The following is a 22,072-nucleotide window of genomic DNA, read 5'->3' as shown; positions in this document are numbered from 1 at the left end:
CTCAGGGCGATTTAGTTACCTTCGAAAATGAATTAACTCGAATTTGGTTTATTGCTTTGCAGAATTGACGATAGCGATAGACCCATGATTTGATTGCTTCATCGCTATCATCTGGGGATAAGACGTTGTTGATCTCCAACTTTTCAGTCGCGGCAATTAATGTATCCAACATTTGGGTCAAATTGACCAATCTCATTGAAAAGCCGGTTCTGACAGGTACCTCAAATTCACGTTTGTGGTCGTAAATAATGTTTTGATTTTCTATAGGAACATCTTTTTCTAACAGTTGCTTCATTTCGTTAGCCGTTTGAGATAGTTCACTAGAAAACTTCTCGAAAAGTTCCCCTAGGACTTTCTCTGATTTTTTTGCATCTGCAATACGAAATTGATTTCGTGCGACTTTTGTTGCAACGTAAAGAGAATAGTCAACACGGATATAGTAGTGCTCAAAGACTTGTTGAACTTGGTTTGTATTGAGGATGATTTTTTTTATTAGTGCTGGCTTTGAGTAATCAGAACTATTTTTCCTAACATAGCTTTCGATATCAGGGATGGAGTCATGTGCCAAATCTTCGGAGTGTAGTCTTCCGTCTCGACGAATTGTCAAGCCTTTTGTATTCAAAGTTTCTTTTCCCGTCATTGTCCTGTCTCTCTTGTGTAGACATGACAAGCGTAGTAGTTTAACGAGAAACTCACAATCCCGAAATTAGCCAGATTTGGTTGATTTTGAGGATGACAAGCTCAGAGAGAACTGATATCTATAAAGAGAGAAATGCAGATTACTGCCGTGATTCTTTTAATCAACACGTAAAAATGATTGAACAGCCCTCTGTGATGACTGTGACACAGGCCGCACGCTGAGCGAGATACAAAAACAGCTTCTCTTTGGTGGTTGATTCTCGACTACCTAATCTTTTACCCGTCTTGGGGAGTTTCTTCCCGAGAGGGGCGAACTCCCTTTTTTATGGAGTTCGCAATGAATGAAAATGTTCTTCTTTCACCGGAATTTCAATATTTCGGTGCGGATGTGTTCACCAACGTTTATGACGGAGGTCGACACATAAAAATGCCTCAATCCATACGGATTTTGGGCTTTTCTAATGCCGAAGATCCCGCTATTCCTCAACGACATGAAACCTATATTTTTCGGCGTGAGGTTTTAAGGGATCTTTTAGGATTTCTCAGAAAGCCGAATAACGACGCTTTGTTTATTACTGGTCCAACTGGCAGTGGTAAAACGAGTTCCGTATGTGAGGTTTGTGCTCGTTTGAATTGGCCTGTTCAGCAACTGACGCTGAACAGCCGATTTGAATTTAGTCAATTAACCGGCCATTTCACTTTTTCTTCACAAAAACCAGGAGAAACGCCACAAATGAGGTTCCAATACGGACCTTTAGCAGTGGCGATGAAATTCGGTCATGTGCTCATACTCAATGAAATCGATTTGGCTGATGCAGGGGAACTTGCTGGACTAAACGATATTCTGGAGGGGCGGCCGTTGGTTTTAACTGAAAATGCAGCAGAAGTGATTACTCCACATCCGATGTTTAGAGTGATCGCAACAGCCAATTCTTCAGGAAATGGTGATGCAACCGGCCGATATGTCGGTGTTCAACTTCAGAATTTGGCTTTTTTGGATCGCTTTCGCTATTTGAGAGTGAATTATCAAGAACCAAAGATTGAAGAGGAGTTGTTGAGCTTGGTTGTGCCAACTATGAAGCCTGTTTTAGGTGCGATGGTTAAGCTTGCCAATGAAGTCAGACAACTTTTTGCAGAAGGCCGTTTATCGCTTACTCTTTCGACACGCACACTCGTGCGTTGGGCCCAAATAGCTAACGATTTTCGAAACTCTCCTAACTCTTTGGAGTATGGATTGGAACGAGCGTTATTGATTCGGGCTGAACCGGAAGAGTCAGAAGCTATTGTGAGTCTATGTAGAACTGTATTCGGTGATACATGGTCGCAAGAAAGCAGTTCGCGCTGAAATAGCGGACTACCAACTACCCGTCATAGGGACATTTATTTTCCCTATGAGGGGGAAATGTCTTTATGGCGGGTTTCTTTTTACCCTTTATGGAGACATTTATCATGGATAGTCGTAATTTTTCCAGCGCGAAAGCGCAGACAAATAGCCTTATTGCTAGGTTAGCTGATCGTTTCGGAGTCGATTCCACTAAATTACTAAAATGCCTCACGACTCAGGTTTTTAAACAATCTGATGGTGCGGCTCCCAGTAACGAGGAACTCATGGTTTTGCTGTTGGTCTGTGAGAACTTCGGACTAAACCCTTTTAATCGTGAAATCTTTGCCTTTAGGAGCAAAAGCGGAGATATTGTTCCAGTCGTTAGTTTGGATGGTTGGTGCAAGATCGTTCGATCCCAAAAGGATTTCAATGGGATGCGTTTTACATTTTCCTCATCATCAGTAAAAGTGTCGGGCTATCCCGGAGAATTACCTGAATATGTTGAATGTTCAATGCAGCTTAAAGGGGTGGATACGCCGGTAGTGATCCAAGAATTCATGCAGGAATGCTTCAATGAAAAGAGCCCTGTATGGAGAAAATGGCCTCGCAGAATGCTCCGTAGCCGAGCCTTTATTCAATGCGCCCGTTTGGCTTTTAGCCTAACAGGGTTGTATGACGAAGCTGAGGAAGTGGCAGAAGATTTCATTGATGTGGAAGCAATCGGTCAAACGAGCGCACGCATTGAATCTTCTGTTCCGGAAAAAATTTCTGTTAACCAGGAAAAGTTGGAAACCTTAGTTGTCAAACTCGTTACTTTTGCTCAAAACCAACCCAATGGATGGGAAAAAGCAAGGCAATGGATCAATGACAAATTGGATGGTGACAATAAAGCCTGGGCAGAAAACGAGCTTGTAAGGCGTTACCAGGTTTTAAAGACGTCATTACCTCAAAAAGCAGGTGATTTAACTGAAGCTCACGGTACTCAAGAAGTGCCTCAAGCCAATGCGAATGAGGAACCTCATTATGCGGACGCTTGAACTTGAGCAACGCTCTGAGGCTTGGAGGCAATGGCGTTTGCAAGGGATAACGGCTACGGAAAGTGGGGTGATTCTGGGACAGAATCCTTACATTACTCCTTGGCGACTTTGGTGCGAGAAAACTAGACGCGCGGAACCTGAAGATTTATCAGACAATCCTTTAGTTCAGTTCGGGATTCAACATGAAGAACATGTTCGGCAGCTTTTTGAGTTGAAACATTCTGAAGTGTTGTTTCCTACTTGCGCTGAATTTGATGAAGATCCGATTTTTCGAGCTTCTTTCGATGGATTGACATCAGCTTTGGAGCCGGTCGAAATCAAATGTCCGAGTGATGCGACGTTGCGGTCTGTGCGAAGCGAAGGTCTCAGCAGTGAGGCATGTGCCTTGTACAGTATTCAACTGCAGCATCAACTGATGGTTTCAGGGGCCGAACGCGGATGGCTGATCTTTTTTGATCCCGTAGCGGATGATATTTTGGAATTTCAATTGGTTAGGGACGAGTTATTAATTCAAGAACTCCGACAAAAAGGTCGAGAGTTCTGGGAAAAGTACCTTGTTGCTGACAAAGAGCCTCCAAAAGATCCTCAAAGGGATATCTTCGTACCCAAAACTGAAGATGAAATTTCTCGATGGTGCCATAACGCTGCTGATTATCGTTTGATTGATCAACAGATTGTTGAGCTGCAAAGGCAAATAGATGAGCTTAATGCAGCTAAAAAACATTATCGAGACAACCTCATTTCAATGATGGGATCGTTCAAATATGCTGATTTTGCGGGAATCGCTCTTACACAGCGTTGTTCTCGGGGCAGTGTGGACTATAAAAAGCTTCTTGCAACAAAAGGGATAGGAGAGAACGAGATAAACGCCTACCGGAATCAACCTTCAAAAAGTTGGCTGGTGCGTTTAACGGATTCACCAATGCCTTTAGGGTTCAATGATGCTGATATGAAAGCCTCTATTGATGCCGTTGATGTCGCAGAAGCCATGTGGTTTTAATTTTTGTCCCCAGAAGGGAGTTTGAATAGCTCCCGTAAGGGGTGATTTCAAACTCCTATTCTTATGGAGTTTGAAATGACAAACAAAAATGTGACTGACTTGTCTTTACTGGGAAAGATTGTGGTTGTTGTTCCTCGTTTTTCTCAATGGACTGGCACTCGAGCAATGCACGAGGGCGATTTCAGTGTTGGTTTGAATGGTAAGTTGCCTCCAAAAGAGGTGACTCGTTCATTGGGTTTGAAAGCCATCATTGATACTAGACATCTGCGGGTATTCGATCGGATTAAATATCGGGCGGAAGCTCTTCTGGAGGGCTACGGAGTTCGATATCTTTCCGGTTGGGCCATTCCTCAGGAAAAAAGTCAAGAGGTCTTCCAACGCTTGGATGAATTGATCGCTCAATATGAGGAAGAGAAACGTCAGTTTCTGACTCAATATGACTCGTTTGTTCAACAATGGGCTAATCAGCATCAGGAGTTTTCCCATGAAATTCTTGAAGGTAAGCTTGATGAAAATGCCGTTGCCGAGCGCATTAACGCGGGTTACGAAAGTTTTCGCATGCAACCGATTAGCTCTGAGAGAGCGCTGGCTTTGGTGCGAAATCTTTCCGGCGGTCTTTCTTCTGAACTGATTGCAAGCGTTTCAAAGATGGCGAGGATCTTTTTCAAGGAATCATTTCTTGGGAAGACGCGAGCCAACCGAAAAACGGTTAATGCTGTTTGGAAGATTCGAGAACGTTTGCAGGGGCTTTCTTTTCTCAACGCCAGACTTCAACCTTTGATTGCAAAGATTGACGAAGTGTTGGTTCAAATGCCAGATGAAGGTTACTTTTCCGGTGAACCTTTCTGGAAATTGGCCACACTTGTGAAAACGTTGGGCGATGAGGCTCTATTAGAGGAAATCGTCTGTGGTGAACAGGTTGTTTTTTCTGATTCGGAGAATCAATCCTCATCCGATTTAGAACAAAAGCTTCTTGATTTAGCGTCAGGAGAAAATCTTTTGCCAAAACAGGATGATCATTTTGATTTATCGGTTACGGAATTGCAATCTAGTCCTTCAGAAGATGCCCAGGAAGCCTTGAAATTCGGGGATTCGGAGCAACCCTCTCATACAGATTCTGTTTTGACTGATTTGGACGAGTTTTTACAACAAAATCAGGATGAACGGAACTTTGTCTTACCGTTAAGTCAAGAGCCAACGCTTAATCCTGCAGCCCAAGACTTAAAACAAGACGATAAATCACTAGTGGCTCAATCGGAAGGGATTCCCTCTTCACAAAAGAGAATTGAAATTCCTGAAATTGACATTGGTGACGGTCTTTATTTTTAATCTGCCACGTTTGTGGTTTGTTTTTCTACCTCCCGTCAAGGGCACCATTGAGCCCTTGTGGGGAGGTGGCGTTTTTGCGGGATCTCCAAAGGAGTGATTTATGCGAAAACATCGAAAAAAACTTCACGTTTTTGAGAAAAGCTTACCCATTGTGGCAGCTGCTTTAGGCCGACTATGTGGCGTGCACATCGAGTTTGGCTCAAAAGTCCCGGCAACGGACGGTAAAACAATCTTTATGCCTCTTCCTTCTGATATTGATGAAGAAGCGAAAGAGCGGATGTTGGGCGTCCTATGTCATGAATGTGGGCATATTCGATTCACGGACATGACCGTAGGGGCTCATGCCACAGTTCTTGAACATGCTATTGACAACGCCTTAGAGGACGTTCGAATAGAAGCCTCAATGAACGGGATATATCCAGGAGCAGAACGCTTTTTCAAAAAGGCTCACGAACCTTTGATACGGAAACTTTGTTCTCAAAAGCAATTTGAAATAAGGAGTTTATTGACTTTATTTATTTTGACTTGTGCTGAAGAACGAATTCTTCGTAGAGAGTGGCTGAAAGCGTTGAGTGAAAAACTGCACGAGCTAATGCAAAAACACTTTGGTCAGAAACTGACTAACTCGATTATGCAGTTGGCTCTGTCTGTTAGGGAAGCTCAAAGCACTGCAGGTGTGATTGCTATCCGTCAGAAGTTGATGTCTTTACTTGAGCAAGAAAAGGCTCAGGTAGAAACACAATTTCAAGAGAAGCAATGTCTTCAAGCAAAGGGGCAAGAACAAGATGAAACATCTGGTTCTGCACATCGAGAGCAAGAAACATCTCAGAATCTCAGTGAGCTATTTGCTGAAAATAATTCAGCGGTTTCGAACCCGTTAGACATTTCTCAGTCAATACGCAAGGTCCCTGAAAAGCAACCTCGTCTTCAATTGCTTGTTGATGTTTCCGGGCGGATTCGACCGATTGGTGGTCGAGAACGCCTTGGAGCGGAGCGGTTGAAACGGGCTAAGGTTGATTCAGTTGCCTTACGTTTGGCCTTGCAAGGTCTGGTGCTGGCTAAAAGAAGAAGTGGAATCGCCTACCAAGGTTGGGGGCGACGACTTTCTTTCAATCGTTTAGCCAGGTTAGCCGTAGGAAGTCAATCGGTCTTTGAAAAACACACCGAAAATCCGGCCCCTAATGCTGCTATTCACGTGCTTTTGGACATGAGCGGCAGCATGGGAAAAGAGGGCGGAGATTTGGCCATTCGGTCTGCTTTAGGTCTCTTAATTGGGCTTGAGGCTATTCGAGGGGTCAATCTGGCTATGACGGTTTTTCCTGGAGCGGCCTGTGGTCAAAGTGATTACGCGGTCTGTTCGGTTTTGCAACACGGTAAAACAGTCCGACAAATCAAACCTGCCGAAATAGGAGCCATTAACAGTAAAGGAGGAACTCCTATTGAAAAGGCTCTTGGTGCAGCAGGAATGGCTTTGGCCACATGCAAAGAAAACAAGAAAATCGTCTTGCTGATTACGGACGGCGCTATTTATGGCGGCACTTGTTTGGAGTTGGTTAATGATCTCCAAGAGAGCGGCGTTTCGGTGGCGGGAATACAAATCGGAGAAGCCAATGATCTAAAGAAGATTGTGGCAAATTCCGAACATATTTCTGATGTCCAAGAGCTCAAGGCTGCCTTGTTTGCGTTGGCGGCGAGATTTCTTTCTTAATTTTTGTTAGCCATCCCGAAGGGATTGTGTCCCTTCGGGGACGCAATCCTCGGAAATGGCAAGGAGATTTGAATGGCTTATCGAATCGACATTTCCGTTGTACGGCAAGTCGCCAAGGGTCAATGGGATAGGATTTTTTCCCGTTTGGCGCCTGCCTTGAAGCAGGCTCAGGAACATGCCGGCAAACATGTTCCTTGCCCAGTTCATGGTGGAAAGGATGCGTTTCGTTTATTTCCTGACTATTCAGTAAATGGCGCGTGTGTCTGCAACACCTGCGGATCTTTTCGTGATGGTTTTGCTACTTTGTCATGGATTAATGGTTGGACATTTTGGAAGTCACTGGAAGCTGTCGCTAGCGAATTAGGCTTGATAGCTAAAGGGGTTTCTCAACAAGTTCCCAAGCAATTAACAAGCGACATTTGGCGAGGAGTTATCCTTTATGTCGGTCGTCATGATATTGCGTCTGGGAGTTCTTCTGATTTTGTTTTGCGACTTTATGACGAGATCTCCACCTCTCAAGTGACTTTGAAAGGAGCAGATCTTGAAAAAGTCTGCAAGCAAAAGAGCGTGAAGATTTCTCAGCGCATTGAAATTCGTCGAGTGACGAATGAAAACTTTAGAAGATCCGATGAATACCCGTTTGGACGTTGTACTTGGCAAGTCTCAATCGTTAAGGATAAAAGGAATTGGCAAAAGGATAAGGCTGACGAACGATATCACCAATATATCGAACGCTTATGGCAGTCAGCCTGTCCGGTGAGGCTTCATTCTGCAACACAGGAACCCCTGATGCTTTATTTAAAACATCGTGGACTTGCGTTGATTGATGAAGAAAGATTGGTCAATATTCGATTTAATCGTTTTTGCCGAATTCTGGACTCTGAGCACACATTTCCTGGAATGATTGCCGCGGTTAGGGATATTGCGGGGCGTTTAGTCAATGTTCACAGCACATTGCTGACTGAGGATGGATTTAAGGCGGCTGTAGAAGTCCCTAAACGACTTTGTAAGCAGCCGAGTGATTCGACAATAAGCGGTTGTGCTATCCATTTTGGGGAGCCTAAAAAGGTTTTGGCTTTAGCAGAAGGAATTGAAACGGCCTTATCTGTTGTGGTTGGTACGGGGCTGCCCTGTTGGTCATGCATAAGTGCGAATGGGTTGATTTCGGTGCAAATACCGCCAGAAGTCGAACACGTTTACATCTATGCGGACAAGGATAGAAGCGGTGTCGGGCAAGAAGCTGCGGAAAAATTGCGACAGCGATTGCTTTCTGATGGCATTCATGCTGATATCGTTTCAGTTCCTTACGCCATTCCGACGAATACTAAAGGAATAGATTGGAATGACGTTTTAGTCAATTATGGACAGCTAGGATTCTCGAAATCTTTTGGCTAAATTTGGAGGCTCTGAGAGTATTCTTGGGGCCTATTTTTTTTGATCATGATAAAGTACAAAGCGCATATGTTGTATAGGTGCGAATTCGATGAAGGAACATTTTGTGTGTATTTCGACAATGGATCCATTGTTAGTTGAAAGGATTCCATCCTTCTTTTTCTTATCTTTGGCTAAAGGGTTGGAGAGCAGTCTGGCTACGCTAGTTGATAAAAAAACATCTAAAAAAATAACCAAACAAAATATGCACTGGAGAAGGTTGGTTGAACACTATTATCAATTTGCAAGAAGACGTATCTCTATGGAAAAGAGAGAGGTATTCGAATCACAATTTCTTAAAAACCAAGATCTTTACGGAACGCCTGAATACCGCTTGTTTATCAAAAAAATTGAAGAGGGCGAAGATTTAACTCCTTATCTATCCAAACAAATCAAACAAGCAATCCAAGATAAGCTTCTAGATCACTATGGTATCGTTCATTTTCATATTGGAAAGGAAGATTCTCAATCACAGTTTGTGAAAAGACAAGGAAAAATTTTATTTGCGTATATTCTGGACAAGACAGCCTATTTAATAGGATTTTTTCCTCATGGTAAGTGGTCCGATATAAAACCAGTAGAAATACTCTACGAAGAGTGGCCATTTTTATTTCAAAAAATACAGAATATTGAACCTGAAGAATTGACCGATCAGCAGAGAGAGGTCCTTTGGAGGAAAAATTACAATACCATTTTGAGCATTAATGGGGAAAGCTTGATGTTAGGTCGCCCTTTGGGTGTTTCTGTTAACGGGGCGTCCATGTTGGAAATTGGTCGTTCTATTTGGTGTTCCCGGCGAATAGAAGGCATCTATGCCTATGTTTATGAAAGTATTTTTAGTTCTTTGGCATTAAGGAACTTCAATAATCTTCAAATTGATGGTGAGTTGACCCCAGACGGAAAAGTTCTTTTGGTTTTAAAAAATAATCGAAATCAAGTTCTATTTGTTGTAGATCTTTGGACTTGTTTGGATGCCAATCGACCTAAAGAAATTAGTGTTGGAATTTGGAGAATCTACAATTCGCTATTTGTGTTTAGAAGATTCGCTTTCAATATCGGTTAGTTTTTTTATTTTCAAGGGTTCATTACGCATCAGGAATTAGATGATAAAATACGGGGCAGGTGTTAGCGAAGCGCCTGCTCACCAGTGTAAAAGCCATGCTATTCGCTGTTTTCTTATGCAACTCTTTTGTAGAAGTTGGGAACGCCCTGTGATTACTGGTGCGGAAGTTGTGGCGGCCCCGTTTTTTATGAAGGAAGTGTGCATATGTCAATGCATCCGATCGATTATTTTAAATTTCAATCAAAACGTCTTTTAAAGGACTTAAAGACCTATGTCCCTGACGATGAAGTAGGTTATCGCTATTCACCCAAATATTTTGATGTTGATGCGATGCTCTTGTCTGTCGATTATAGGGTAGGACCTAATCCAACGCTTATGAAAGCACAGCATCTTATGGCTCTGATAAATGACTTTGAGTCTTGGGATGAATTAATTCATGCAAGTCCAGACCGTTTAGAGATGGCAAAAAAGATGTTTGAAACACAAGATAAAACACCTTTAGACAGTTGGTATGAATGGCTTCATTTTGTTGTGAATCATTCAGAAGGGGGAGGTTTGATTGGAAACTATGAATTACAAAGGGCGTTGGTGGAACTTTGTATTGAGACAAACGATTTTCCCGATGCCGATATTGGTTTTAATTATTTTTTACGTAGAGAGGATGATTAGTATTATTTAATTAAAAGAGGCATCTTTAATGGCGCCTCTTTTTGTTACCCATAATAAGGCTGAGCATAGAAATTAAGATGGATTCCGATCGGCCTAATCTCCAGGGGTGTAGTTTAATATTCTGTTGTATTATCTGTTACATCTTCTTTGGTTTTGGTGCTATTCAGGTAAGTAGGGGAAGTTTCTAATGTTTAATACTGCAAAATTTAAAGAAGCGTGTGTACGTTACAAAAACGATTTCCAAACTCATTGGGAGAAAAATAAGCGGACATGGCAAGCTGTTCAGTATTTTCAAAATCATTGGGATTTAGAGGCATCTGATCTCCCTGCTATGTTGGATAACATTATTAACAATATGTGGTGGATATTTTCCACGAATAGAGCCTATAACCGACAAATATTGGTCGAAATGGCCAAAATGGATAACGATCAAACACGTAGCTTATTCAATGATTTATTTAATGAAAAAGAAGATCTGATAACACGTATTGAAGAGTTTGACAGAAAATACAACGCCCTGAAAAGTCGTTTAGGGTCACGATGGCATCAAGAATGGCAGTACTCCAGCACAATAAGCGCACTATTGACGCTTCGATATCCAAATAAATATTTCTTTTATAAATACGAAAATTGCAAAGCCGTACATTCGTTTTTTAATTTGACTTCATCACTTCCAGTAAAGAAAAGTAGAGGAATTGACGATGGTTTCAAATGTTATAAGGAAATTAAACAATATCTAACTAGTCAGACAGAACTGATTAATCTAGTGAGAGATTCTTTAGACTCGGATTGTTATTTAGACCCTAAATTGAACGTCTTAACTTCGGATTTTGTTGATTTTGTCGCCGAACAAATTAAGGAAGATAAAAAAGAAGAGTGGTTTCCAAATTTGGAGCAATATAATCCCAAATTAACTAAAGAAGATTGGCTTGCCTTACTAAAAGATCCTGAAGTTTTCACAAAACAGAGTCTCGAAGTTATCAAACGAATGTTAGATTACGGTGGTCAAGCCACATGTAAGCAACTCTCTCTTAAATATGGGAATGATCCGTTTTTTTATAACCGAGAATCATGGCAGCTTGCTCAGAGAGTGGCGAAGAAAACCAGCTGTCCAATCATTGAAGAAAATAATGAAAATTCAAAGTGGTGGCCAATTCTTTATCTAGGGAAATACGCAGATAAAAAAACAGAAGGGAATTACATTTGGAAGCTTCGCTCGGAATTGGCCGAAGCACTCAAAGAGGTTGACCTCTCAAAAGTGCAACTTTATACAGGTGATATCAAACATACGCGTCGCTATTGGTGGATGAATGCAAATCCCAAGATTTGGTCCTTTTCCCAAATTAACATTGGAGAAGAAATCAGTTACACCCTAGTGAATGAAAACGGTAATAAACGACGCATCTACCAGAATTTCCTTGATGCCCAAGCTGGAGATATTGTGATTGGCTACGAGTCTCAGCCTCACAAACAAATTGTTGCCTTGGCAGAAATTTCCCGTGCCAATGACGGCGAAAAACTATATTTTAGGAAGCTAGAAACTCTTACTAATCCCATTGACTATGCTGATTTTAAAGATGTTGACGAGCTTTCTAATATGGAATTTCTTGTCAACCCTAATGGCAGTCTCTTCAAAGTTTCTGAAGATGAATTTAATGTTCTCATGGATATCATTCGTGATGAAAACCCCAAATCTTCTGTTCAGAATAATGACACGTACAACAAGGAATCATTTTTAAACGAGGTTTTCATTCCTGAGGAACAATACGATACTTTAGTGGCTTTATTAAAACGAAAGAAAAATCTTATCTTGCAAGGTGCTCCCGGAGTGGGTAAGACTTTCATTGCCAAGCGTCTTGCTTACTCGATGATGGGAGAAAAAGACGAAAATCGAATCGCTTTTATCCAATTTCATCAAAACTATTCATATGAAGATTTCATCATGGGCTATAAGCCAGATGAACAGGGTTTTAAGCTGCAAAATGGTATTTTCTATAAATTTTGTCTTGCAGCATCAAACGATCCGAAGCGTGAGTACTTCTTCATTATTGATGAAATTAACCGTGGCAATTTAAGCAAGATTTTTGGTGAACTTTTGGTGTTGCTCGAAAGCGATTATAGAGGCAGTAAAGGGAAGGCCATTCTCGCTTACAATCAGCAGCCCTTTAGTATTCCCGATAACCTATACATCATTGGGATGATGAATACCGCCGACCGTAGCTTGGCAATGATTGACTATGCGTTGCGCCGCCGGTTCAGTTTCTCTGATATTCGACCGGGTTTTGATTCGGAAGGTTTTAAACGCTATCAATTATCATTGAATAACGGTAATTTCGATAACGTCATTGAAGTAGTTAAGCAACTCAATAATGAAATTGCAGCAGATGACTCACTCGGCGACGGCTATTGTATCGGTCATAGTTATTTCTATAGTAAAGACGCTTACACAGACGCTTGGTTGAAACAAATTATCAACTACGAAATTGTGCCGATGCTTCAAGAGTATTGGTTTGACGAGAAGGAAAAATGGGAAACCTGGAAAGCTAAGCTCAATGGTGCTATTAAATGACCGAAGACAAAGGCATTTTCATTAAAAATATTTACTACATGCTGAGCTATGCCTTTCAGGTACTCAAAAGTAGTAATGCCTATGAGAATATTGCTGGTGAAGACTTCGATAATATCGAAAACCTTTTCGCCGCCATCCTCTCTAAAGGAATTTCCCAACAAATTAAGCAGGGACTTTATCGTGTCTATACGGAAGAAAAAGATCAACTGCCCTTATTGCGGGGTAAGCTGAACCTTCAAGGTACTCTAAAGAATTGCGTTCAGCAAAAGCGAGTTCTTACCTGTGAGTTTGATTCTTTGTCGGAAGATAATCTGTTTAACCAAATTTTGAAAACAGCTTCCTTTCTACTGCTCAGTAGCAGCCGAGTTACCCCTGAGTACCGTCTTGCTTTGAGGAAAAATCTAGAGCGTCTTTATCGAGTGTCAGAGATTAATCCCAAACTTATTCGCTGGGATCAGTTGAAATATCAGAGAAATAACCAAAGTTATCGAATGCTCATGAATCTTTGTTATTTCGTACTGAATGGACAGATTACTACAACTGAAAAGGGCAAATTTAAACTACTGAGCTTTAGCGATGAACATATGAATCGTCTTTATGAACGGTTTATTCTGGAATATTTTAAAGCTGAATATCCTGAACTTAAGCCCGAAGCTCCTTACATTAATTGGTGCCTGGATGATTCTGGTAATAACTTAGGAATTGAGTTCTTGCCAACAATGAAGTCCGATATTGTGCTTCACTATGGTGACAGAACATTGATTATCGACGCCAAGTACTACAGTTCGGTTTTTAGAACTCACTATGAAAAGCAACAACTTCATTCCAGCAATCTGTACCAAATATTTACTTACGTAAAAAATTTAGATCCTCAAGCTACTGGGAAAGTATCAGGAATGCTTCTTTATGCAAAAACGGGAGAAGCTTTATCTCCAGACTTCTCCTATGTAATGCACAAAAATAATATCTGTGTTAAATCATTAAACCTAGGTACAGAATTCCGCCATATCAGACGTCAATTAAATGAAATTGCCGAATATATTAAAAATTTGTCCTAAAACCTTTAATAGGAAAAATTAGCGAAGTTTTTTACAATCATTCCAAACTAGCTCTTCTCCGTAAGTTATGTCGGTTCCAGATAATTTTTCATCATGAAATATCAAATGGTGTTGTGCTTGGCAAGTCTCAATTGCTAAGGATAAAAGGAATTGGCAAAAGGATAAGGCTGACGAACGATATTACCAATATATCGACCGCTTGTGGCAGTCAGCCTGTCCGGTTAGAACTCATGGGACCGCCATTTTGGTAGTGTTATTTCTGTTAAAGAAATGACTAATAGGCCAAGTCATAAATTCCTTTTTTTCTTTTTTTGATAAAGTTTTCCAGAGATCTTTTGCTTGATGTATTTCATCAAGCAATAAATAAGCGGCAACTTTAAATCTAGATTCTATTGAACTCGTTGTAATCTCGTTCAATCGTGCTTTTTCTTTGTCAGATAATTGACGTTGTCTGGCATAAGTTTGCATAAGATTGATATCCATAATCTCGTCGGATAATTGATTTTTGTTGAAGTTATGCTTAATCCATAGTGCTAACTCAGTAGCCGACTCCAAAAGGCACCTCTGTTCACTTTTGTCGTAAGCACTCAAAAGATTTAAGAGTGTCTGATTGGCAAGACCACATAAATGGGGATTTTGATTCTTAAATTGATCAAATGAAATAACTATGTCCCGAAGGTTTAAATTGTCTATCGTTGCAAGTTGATCAACGGACATTACTGAGAAGATCGATGTAGGATACTCTTTAGACTTTAATTTATACCGACCCTCAACTTTGTGTTGATCTGAAAAAATATTAAATAAATTAACTTGTTGAGGGTTGTCTTTGTTCTGTACTTGAAGAATAACAAGCAGCAGATTTCCCGTTTTTTCGACACAAATTTTAGTATTAGGATCTTTAACAGGTATGGTTTCTCCTAAAACTATACCTCTATGCAATATCTCAAGTTTTTCAACTTCTTTAGTTTCAAGTTGGCTTAAATCAAGATCTTTTTCTACATGAAGCTTTTCTAATAATTCAGAAAATCTTGTCAATTGATTGATTTCAGAGGTTAACAGCTTCTCATCGGTCATTTCATCGGGTATGTCAATAAAATCTTCAAAAGGGATTTTTAGAGACAAATCGTTATGCTCAAGAGAATTAATCAGTATTTGCTTGTCTTTTACACCGACAAGCCAGATTTTTAGTTGCCTAATTTTTTCTCTTAATAAAGTAGAAAATGTGAGACTAAGTTTGTTTTTTCTTAAATCAAATTTCATGAAATTCGAAATGACTGCTGAATCAGTATCTCGAGTTCTTATTATTGACACTGGATATTGAAACTCTGGCGTATTGATGAAACAAAGAACTGAGCTTTTGACCTCTGTAATTTTTAACTCATCCATAACTGGAATATCTAGATTTCCTTCTTTTACGTAAGCGAAAACCTCGTTGTTTAACAGCGATCTAACTGGATCTTTCCGAGCAAGAGTTGATACTTGAAATCTCAACTGTGAATGTGGTTCTAACTCACTGAGTTTACGCATCTGAGAAATATCAAAGCTGTATTGCTTGTTTTTATGGAGATGAAAATTTGAAAATATCTCAGTGATATCACTAACATCAGAGGGTAGCTTTTCAAAAGTTATAGACTTAGTTTTCTCCTTCTTTGAACAGGTAGCAAGTATCTTTTCGATCGTTAATTTAGTCAGAGTCTTGTAATAAACAGTAGCATCTTCCAAAGTTTCCGAAACTTGAACTACGAAATAAACGACTCCGCCGTCGGCTTTATAATTTTTCAGGTCTGATACATTTACTCGATAAGAGAATTTCTCTCTTTTTTTGCTATTGGTAATACCCTTCACTTGCACGGGAACTCTTCCACCAAGATTTTCTTTTTTATGATCATCTTTGCGATAAAAATAAACAAATCCGTCCCATGAGGGGCTTTTATCGTTTGTATTAATCTCACATTTCAGCAATGGAGCTAAGTCTAGAGCTCTTGTGACTGCTAATACTGCGTATGACTCAATTTTTGTGGAAGGTGCATTCATTTTTTAAGCAAGGTAGTTAACCGATTATTTTCATAAATGAGGTGCGTGTCCTCAAGGTGAACCAGAAGTGCCCTAGCACTGTTGGATATTCATCAAATTGTTTCTTGACACTTCATTGTTAAATCCTATCGAACACGCTTGATCCTACCTGTAGTATTGTCCATTCTGTAATTCATGATGTCTCCAGCTACAATGTGTTCGGCCACAGCAATCGCCGTATCCCGGTCAACCATGAACCACTCCGTAGGTTTGTAAGCGACGCCCTTGGAACTAATCAAGGTCATGTTTAAACGCTGTTTAGCTAAGAATGCATGTATCAAATGCTCCACCTTTTGAGGATTTAGGTTGTAGCAGTCTAAGGAGGCCAATATTTTTACCGGTGCCTCCAAATAAGTTGGATCATTCTCAGCATTCTTAATGCGCTCTTCTACCGCTTGACTGGAATATCCGATCTTGACCAATCGACCTTGAAGCTTCAGGTTGACGAGGGCTGGAGCTTTGGTTTCACTAGCCAAAATGTAAATACAGCCAGTTGCCTTGTCTTTATGGGAAAGCCCTTGCAATTTACGTGTCACTGCTTCAGCGTCAGGCACGATTCTTCGGCCATTTGGATCTTTATACAAGGCTCTGGCTAATGAACGTTTGAGGATGTTGGTTTCAATGCCATTTTCAAAAATAACTCGAAGACGAGGATTCTCTCGTGCCGAAGTCTCTTTAGTGTCTTCAATAATTGAATCCACAAAACAGATAAGACCACTCAGAATGAAGAAGTCACCAACCTCAACTTGCTTTTCACTCTTAAATCGGGTCACCTCTATTTTGCGATTGATAATGTCTCGTTGAGTGTCTTGGAACAACTTCTCAAAATTGTAGAAATCCTCACAGGGTTTCCTGGAAGCAATTTCATCTGGCCAAACACGATCTTCAGCCGATTGCTTGGAGACGTGCTGAATTTTCAGAATAGAAGGGTCAACATCGTCAAGCAAAGGATTGGAACTATTGAGGATGTCATCCAATGAACCTACGCTTGATGTAGCATCCGTCGTCTCTGTAACCTTTACCCTCTCAACATTAAGAAGGCCATAACAATCCAAATCCTTAACCTGTGCAGCATTAACCGGATTATTTCTATAAGACATTAATCTGGCTGCCAGCATTTTCTCTGATAGATTGGAGGCTTTTAATTCCGGAGCTCTGCCATTTTTAGTTCGGAAATCAACAATTTCTTGGAAGGCGCTGCGAACCTTTGACTGAGCAGGCGCAGTCTTTGGCTTAGCCGGCTGAACATCAGCCAACAAACCTAATGAATCAAATGCACCGCCATTTAAGATGTCGTCCAAACAAGTTGGTGCTTTACGTTCCATAACTCTGTCTTCCTATTGCTGTTGAGCAGCTAAACGTTCTGCTTTCTTCTTCTGGATAAATGCCAAAGCTTCAGCGAGACGTTTTTCGTAAGGATCGTTAGACATAATGGACGGACGAGCCCCAAACTCTTTAACAAACTCTTCAATGTTCGGCCACAAAAGAACAGCTTCTTCTTCCGTCATACCGGATCGATTGGAGACCACAATATCCTGAATGGTTTTCAGCATCGGAGCATTAACCGATTTAGACAAGATCTCATAGGCTCCTTGGAAAGGATTAATTTGGGCAATCAGGTCGATATCCAACTTCTCAATGTTGACGAACTTTTCTCCAACTTTTAAGAATTGAGAGGCACCTTTCTGAGGATCACGTTCTCGTTCATCTGATCTTTCAGTGTCTTCTGACCCTTCTTCCGTTGTTTCTTCGCCACCCTTTGGATCATGAATCACTACACCGGGAGGCAAATCCTTTCCATCAATAAGACCACCATTGGAGTGAATGACCATTTCTGTTTGGGCAGCAGAGGCTACGTGCTTTGCCTCTTCAGGCGTTAAGTCCGGATAAAGTCGAGTGACGATCTTAGGAATATCGACTTCTGTGAAAAGTTTCGGTTGTTGTTCTTCGACAATCATTGGACCAACAGTCTTCGTATCCTGAATAACTGCCGTGATGACGTCTTGCACGCCACCTTCCTGAAGAATCTTTGCCACTCGAGGAGACACGGGATTATCTGTATCTTCGATGATGACTGTTCCCGGTGGAATGACTTCCTCCACTCCGATTAGTGAGCGAGGCTTAAAGGTAATGTTGGGTGCTAAGACCTGCTCCATCAAAAGCGATACGGTAATGGCCTTCAGCATATTATTGACTGACGTTTTCACGTCTTCGTCTTCAGCATCTGGCTGAGCAATCAAATTCGTGAACTGTGCATGAGTCTTACCTACACAATCACGAGTTGCACGACCGATAATCTGGATGATTTCCGTCAAGGATGAACGATAGCCCACTGTTAACACGTGCTCGCACCACGGCCAGTCGAAACCTTCTTTGGCCATGCCCAAAGCGATGATGATGTCCATTTCGTCCTTCTCTTTGATGTTACGAAGGTATTGAAGGACATTGACTCGGATAGGAGAGTCATTCACAAGGTCAGCAACCTTAAGAAGCTTCCCAGTCTTAGTGCGCACAGTGTAAATGCCGGTATTTGGATCCTGGCTAACAACTTTCCCGATCACATCCATGATCCGTTCAACCTCATCAAGCTTGAGGCCGGTGGACTCCATGGCGTTAACATTCGGAATATGAACAATCGTCTTCTTGTCGAGATTCAAGACTTCTTTAATTGCGTCAAAATAACGTCCTTGGTAGAAGTGATAACCGATCCCTAAAGACTTAAGGTACTTGTAGCCATTTAACTGTTCGTAGTAGGTATAGGTGACCTGAGTAAATTTGGCTTCATCTTCCGGACGAAGAATAGGTACGGCATCACCTCGGAAATAGGAGCCGGTCATAGCCACAATGTGGGCGGCTGATCGATCCATCAAATCATCAATAATTCCGCCGAGAATATTGCCTTCTTCTGCAGAAGTGTGATGGAACTCATCGATGGCAATCAGAGTCTTATTGAATAACTTGGGATCGCCAATTTTTTCATAGGCAAAGCGGAACGTGGCATGGGTACAGATCAAATAATGTGCATCCTTGTCCTTCATAAAGGCTTTGACCTGATCAACTTTGCCGTCACTACCTGGGGTACAAAGGTTGTATTTTGGATCAACATGCCAATCGGCAAAGAAACCGAATTTCATCAATTCGGTGTCTTTAAAGGAACCGCCAATAGACATTTCTGGCACGGCAATGATGACCTTTTCTAAGCCTTGCTTCATTACCTTATCCAAGGCAATAAACATCAAAGCACGAGACTTACCTGAGGCCGGAGGCGCTTTGATCAGAAGGTACTGAGCATCTCGCTTGTCGTAAGCACGAGCCTGCATCTCACGCATACCCATCGCGTTTTGAGCTGTACTTTTACCAGTTTGTGCATATCTAACAGTCAGAATGTCGGGCATGTCATCGTGCTCCTAATCTTCAATTAAAGCGATGTCTTTACCATTAACAAGCGCTTCATAGCGTTTAAATAAGTGTTGGAGGCGATCTTCATCGCTTTCAAAACCTTTTTTACGGTACAAATGATCCACCGCAAGGTCTAATTCTTGATGAGCCTTTTTCAGATCTTCAGGCATCTTATCCGGATCATATAACTCTGCCAACGTCATTTCAGGATACATCTCACGAGCGATCAAGACATTTGTCGCTAAGTTTTCGATCTGTTCTTTTTGTTTTTGATTCACTTGGGGCCAAGGGAAAGTGTTGTAACATAGGTCTCTTGAATACCGGTATCGAGACTCTAAACGTCCGCAAACCGTTCGCATCCAGGTCATGTGCATACGGGATTCGAGGATGCCGAAGTCGAAAGGCGAAGAGCTTAATACAAGTTGGCAAAGGTCTGTGGTGATAACATCGCTAGTCATTATTTGACAAGGGATGTAGTCTCTTCTCTCAGACGTAACTCTAGGCACCGCAATGTAATCTTGATTATCTGGTTGCGTTATTTGACAAAACAGGTGACTTTTATCGGCGAATTTTCTTGTGGATGAAGCCTTACTTCCCAGTCTAACCTTACGAACTCTATCAATACGATCCTTAACTATTGGTATGTCAAGCACTGTTTGCGGAGCATTTTTAAGCCAGAGACAATATCGTTTCTTACTGTAAAGAAGCTCTGTCGCTCCGATTAATTGATGGATATAAGGTAAAACCTCGGGAACAGATTTAAATTTTTCTAGATCTTCCTCTTCAATAATTAAATGACCTCCATCTCTCGGCATATTCCCGTAGCACATTGGACGTTGGTTGCAAAGTTCTTTTTCAGAAGCTTTGACGAATATATCTGGATTTGCATTTAGTAGATAGGCGTTAATGCTGTCAACTTTTTTCATTGAAAAATCTGACTGAACTGTCTGATATGTAAAGAGTTTTTTTTCTGTTTTATTTTTTTTACTGAACCCCACGATGACACAGTACACACCCGCATTAAGTTTTGCTTCATTTTTCCACTGAAATGTTTGATGTGCAAAATTTATATGAATTCCATGAGAAAACAACTGTCCCCATAATGGAGCAACTTGCTCACCTTGACAAATTGAATTTGTGGAAACAAAAGCAGCTTCTGAACTTTGATGTTCCATAAACTGTGCAGCTTTAAAATACCACGCGCAAACATAATCAAGGAGCTTGTTGTTTTTTACGTTTCCGACGACTTCAATTAAATCGGCTTTTTGAGCCTCAGTCATCGATCGAGCTCCTGAAAACGGAGGATTAGATATCAAATAGACTGTTTTATCAGTTTGAACAAATTGATTCCAGTCCATTTTTAAGGCATTTTGACAAACAATGTGAGCTGAAGATCTTAGTGGAATTGATGGAATAACAGTTCCAAGCCGTTCGCCAAACCGCCTGTTCATGACGTGTTCCATTAACCACATAGAAACTCGTGCAATATCAACAGGAAATTCTTCAATTTCAATTCCATAAAACTGATCAATGCTAACTTTTGAATATTTTTCGGCCCAATCCGCCATAAATAAAGACTGGTCTTTTACTTTCTCAAAGCTAAGCATTGCCTCAACAGTCTGTAATTCCAGTTGCTTTAATTCTCTATAAGCAACAATCAAGAAATTACCACAGCCGGCAGCAGGGTCCAAACAAACGATAGAGGTTAGTTTATTCTGAAAATCTTGCAGTTTCTTGAGCTTAGATTTACCTTGCTTGAGTTCAAGAATGCCTTCTAGCTCCGCTTTAAGGTCATCTAAGAACAGCGGTCCAATAACCTTAAAGATGTTCTTTTCGCTGGTATAGTGAGCACCCAATTCATGGCGGAGTTCCGGATCCATGACAGACTGGAACATAGAGCCGAAGATAACCGGTGAAATATCTGCCCAAGTCAAACGGCCACAATCAAGTAAGATATTTCTTGCTTTAGCATTCATTTTTGGGATAGCACACTTTTCTTTGAAAAGCCCTCCGTTGACATAGGGAAAGGCTTGTAAAGTGGCCGGATAATCTTTTCTAAACTTGGAATTCTCAGGCAAATCCAAGATTGCAAACAAATCTGTAAAGAACTCCTGTAAATCTTTCCCATCCTTTTGAGTCATGGACTCTATGGCTGTTGTCATTTGCCCTTCAACGGGAAAGATCCCTGTATCTTCTGCAAAGAAACAGAAAAGCAGTCTGGTCAGAAATACGTTAAGTGTATGAAGATTAGACTCATCGTAATGATTTAATTGACGAATGATGTCATAGAGCCTTCCCATCTTTTCGCAGGCTTTCGTATCAGCTGGATGGGTTGAATAGGCCAGCGGCTTTTCGTATTTACCCGTCAAAGGCAGGAAGAAATCGTAGTTGCTTCTGAGGTCCTCAATATCAATTTCAATGCTGTCTTCTACTCGAGCATCAAAAGCCACCAAAGTTTTAAAGTTAGTGACAATAACGAAACGAACCTTCTGAGTTTTAATAACGGATTCCTTCAGCAACTTATCCAGTTCAGCTCTGGCATTTTGATTGTGTTTAATTGAGCGAAAGTAAATTTGCTTTGTTAAACCATAGTCGCCGTCTTGGATACCAATATTTCGACTGCGGTCATCTTTGACTAATTTTTGGATAGTTGGTTGAGAGAAACCAAAGATCTTCAAAAAATCGAAGAAGAATAAGTTTTGATTAAGGTTATTGGTTAAATTTTCTAGGCCTTTGATGATTTTTGCCTGGTTAAGTGCTGCCATTGGACAAA

Annotated in this window: 15 protein-coding genes; 10 read left to right on the top strand and 5 right to left on the bottom strand. The window is 40.9% G+C overall.

Features of this window, described 5'->3' with window-relative positions; translation table 11 throughout:
- Position 1: 1 nt before the first annotated feature.
- Positions 2 to 640 (bottom strand): hypothetical protein, encoded by a 639-nt coding sequence (locus M3080_RS07915; RefSeq protein ID WP_249092621.1) that lies wholly within the window; start codon positions 638 to 640, stop codon positions 2 to 4.
- A 336-nt stretch (positions 641 to 976) separates the two neighbouring features.
- Between M3080_RS07915 and M3080_RS07910 the strand changes: the two genes are divergently transcribed.
- From M3080_RS07910 to mcrC, 10 genes are all read left to right on the top strand, one after another.
- The gene (locus M3080_RS07910) at positions 977 to 1,984 is read left to right on the top strand and encodes an AAA family ATPase (protein WP_249092620.1); all 1,008 of its coding nucleotides are present in this window, start codon (positions 977 to 979) and stop codon (positions 1,982 to 1,984) included.
- A gap of 104 nt (positions 1,985 to 2,088) precedes the next feature.
- Complete coding sequence (locus M3080_RS07905; protein WP_249092619.1) at positions 2,089 to 3,000, top strand: recombinase RecT; 912 nt, start codon at positions 2,089 to 2,091, stop codon at positions 2,998 to 3,000.
- Positions 2,987 to 4,000 carry a YqaJ viral recombinase family nuclease gene (locus M3080_RS07900; protein WP_249092618.1) on the top strand — a complete coding sequence of 338 codons (1,014 nt, stop codon included), beginning with the start codon at positions 2,987 to 2,989 and terminating at the stop codon, positions 3,998 to 4,000. Before M3080_RS07905 ends, M3080_RS07900 begins: the two co-directional genes overlap by 14 nt.
- A 75-nt stretch (positions 4,001 to 4,075) precedes the next feature.
- Positions 4,076 to 5,329, top strand: a complete 1,254-nt coding sequence (locus M3080_RS07895; RefSeq protein ID WP_249092617.1) for a DUF3150 domain-containing protein — start codon at positions 4,076 to 4,078, stop codon at positions 5,327 to 5,329.
- Between the two features lie 100 nt (positions 5,330 to 5,429).
- On the top strand, positions 5,430 to 7,037 hold the full coding sequence (locus M3080_RS07890; protein WP_249092616.1) for a vWA domain-containing protein: 1,608 nt from the start codon (positions 5,430 to 5,432) through the stop codon (positions 7,035 to 7,037).
- Positions 7,038 to 7,109: 72 nt separating this feature from the next.
- Entirely contained in the window at positions 7,110 to 8,432 is a 1,323-nt protein-coding gene (locus M3080_RS07885) for a toprim domain-containing protein (protein ID WP_249092615.1), read from the top strand.
- A gap of 88 nt (positions 8,433 to 8,520) precedes the next feature.
- Complete coding sequence (locus M3080_RS07880) at positions 8,521 to 9,531, top strand: hypothetical protein (protein ID WP_249092614.1); 1,011 nt, start codon at positions 8,521 to 8,523, stop codon at positions 9,529 to 9,531.
- A 204-nt stretch (positions 9,532 to 9,735) separates the two neighbouring features.
- Entirely contained in the window at positions 9,736 to 10,200 is a 465-nt protein-coding gene (locus M3080_RS07875) for a hypothetical protein (protein ID WP_249092613.1), read from the top strand.
- A gap of 187 nt (positions 10,201 to 10,387) precedes the next feature.
- The gene (locus tag M3080_RS07870; protein ID WP_249092612.1) at positions 10,388 to 12,769 is read left to right on the top strand and encodes an AAA family ATPase; all 2,382 of its coding nucleotides are present in this window, start codon (positions 10,388 to 10,390) and stop codon (positions 12,767 to 12,769) included.
- A complete protein-coding gene (mcrC, locus tag M3080_RS07865; protein ID WP_249092611.1) occupies positions 12,766 to 13,827 on the top strand; it encodes a 5-methylcytosine-specific restriction endonuclease system specificity protein McrC in 1,062 nt (353 codons plus the stop codon). Before M3080_RS07870 ends, mcrC begins: the two co-directional genes overlap by 4 nt.
- 228 nt (positions 13,828 to 14,055) lie before the next feature.
- Here the strand turns inward: mcrC and M3080_RS07860 are convergent, their stop codons facing one another.
- From M3080_RS07860 to M3080_RS07845, 4 genes are all read right to left on the bottom strand, one after another.
- Complete coding sequence (locus M3080_RS07860; RefSeq protein WP_249092610.1) at positions 14,056 to 15,861, bottom strand: DUF4365 domain-containing protein; 1,806 nt, start codon at positions 15,859 to 15,861, stop codon at positions 14,056 to 14,058.
- A gap of 125 nt (positions 15,862 to 15,986) precedes the next feature.
- Positions 15,987 to 17,225 (bottom strand): GIY-YIG nuclease family protein, encoded by a 1,239-nt coding sequence (locus M3080_RS07855; protein ID WP_249092609.1) that lies wholly within the window; start codon positions 17,223 to 17,225, stop codon positions 15,987 to 15,989.
- A 12-nt stretch (positions 17,226 to 17,237) separates the two neighbouring features.
- Positions 17,238 to 19,295 carry a DEAD/DEAH box helicase gene (locus M3080_RS07850; protein WP_249092608.1) on the bottom strand — a complete coding sequence of 686 codons (2,058 nt, stop codon included), beginning with the start codon at positions 19,293 to 19,295 and terminating at the stop codon, positions 17,238 to 17,240.
- Positions 19,296 to 19,307: 12 nt separating this feature from the next.
- Entirely contained in the window at positions 19,308 to 22,064 is a 2,757-nt protein-coding gene (locus M3080_RS07845; RefSeq protein ID WP_249092607.1) for a DNA methyltransferase, read from the bottom strand.
- Positions 22,065 to 22,072 lie beyond the last annotated feature (8 nt).

The organism is Parasutterella secunda, assembly GCF_023336895.1.
GTDB lineage: Bacteria > Pseudomonadota > Gammaproteobacteria > Burkholderiales > Burkholderiaceae_F > Aphodousia > Aphodousia faecalis.
This window is presented reverse-complemented; position numbering and strand designations above follow the sequence as displayed.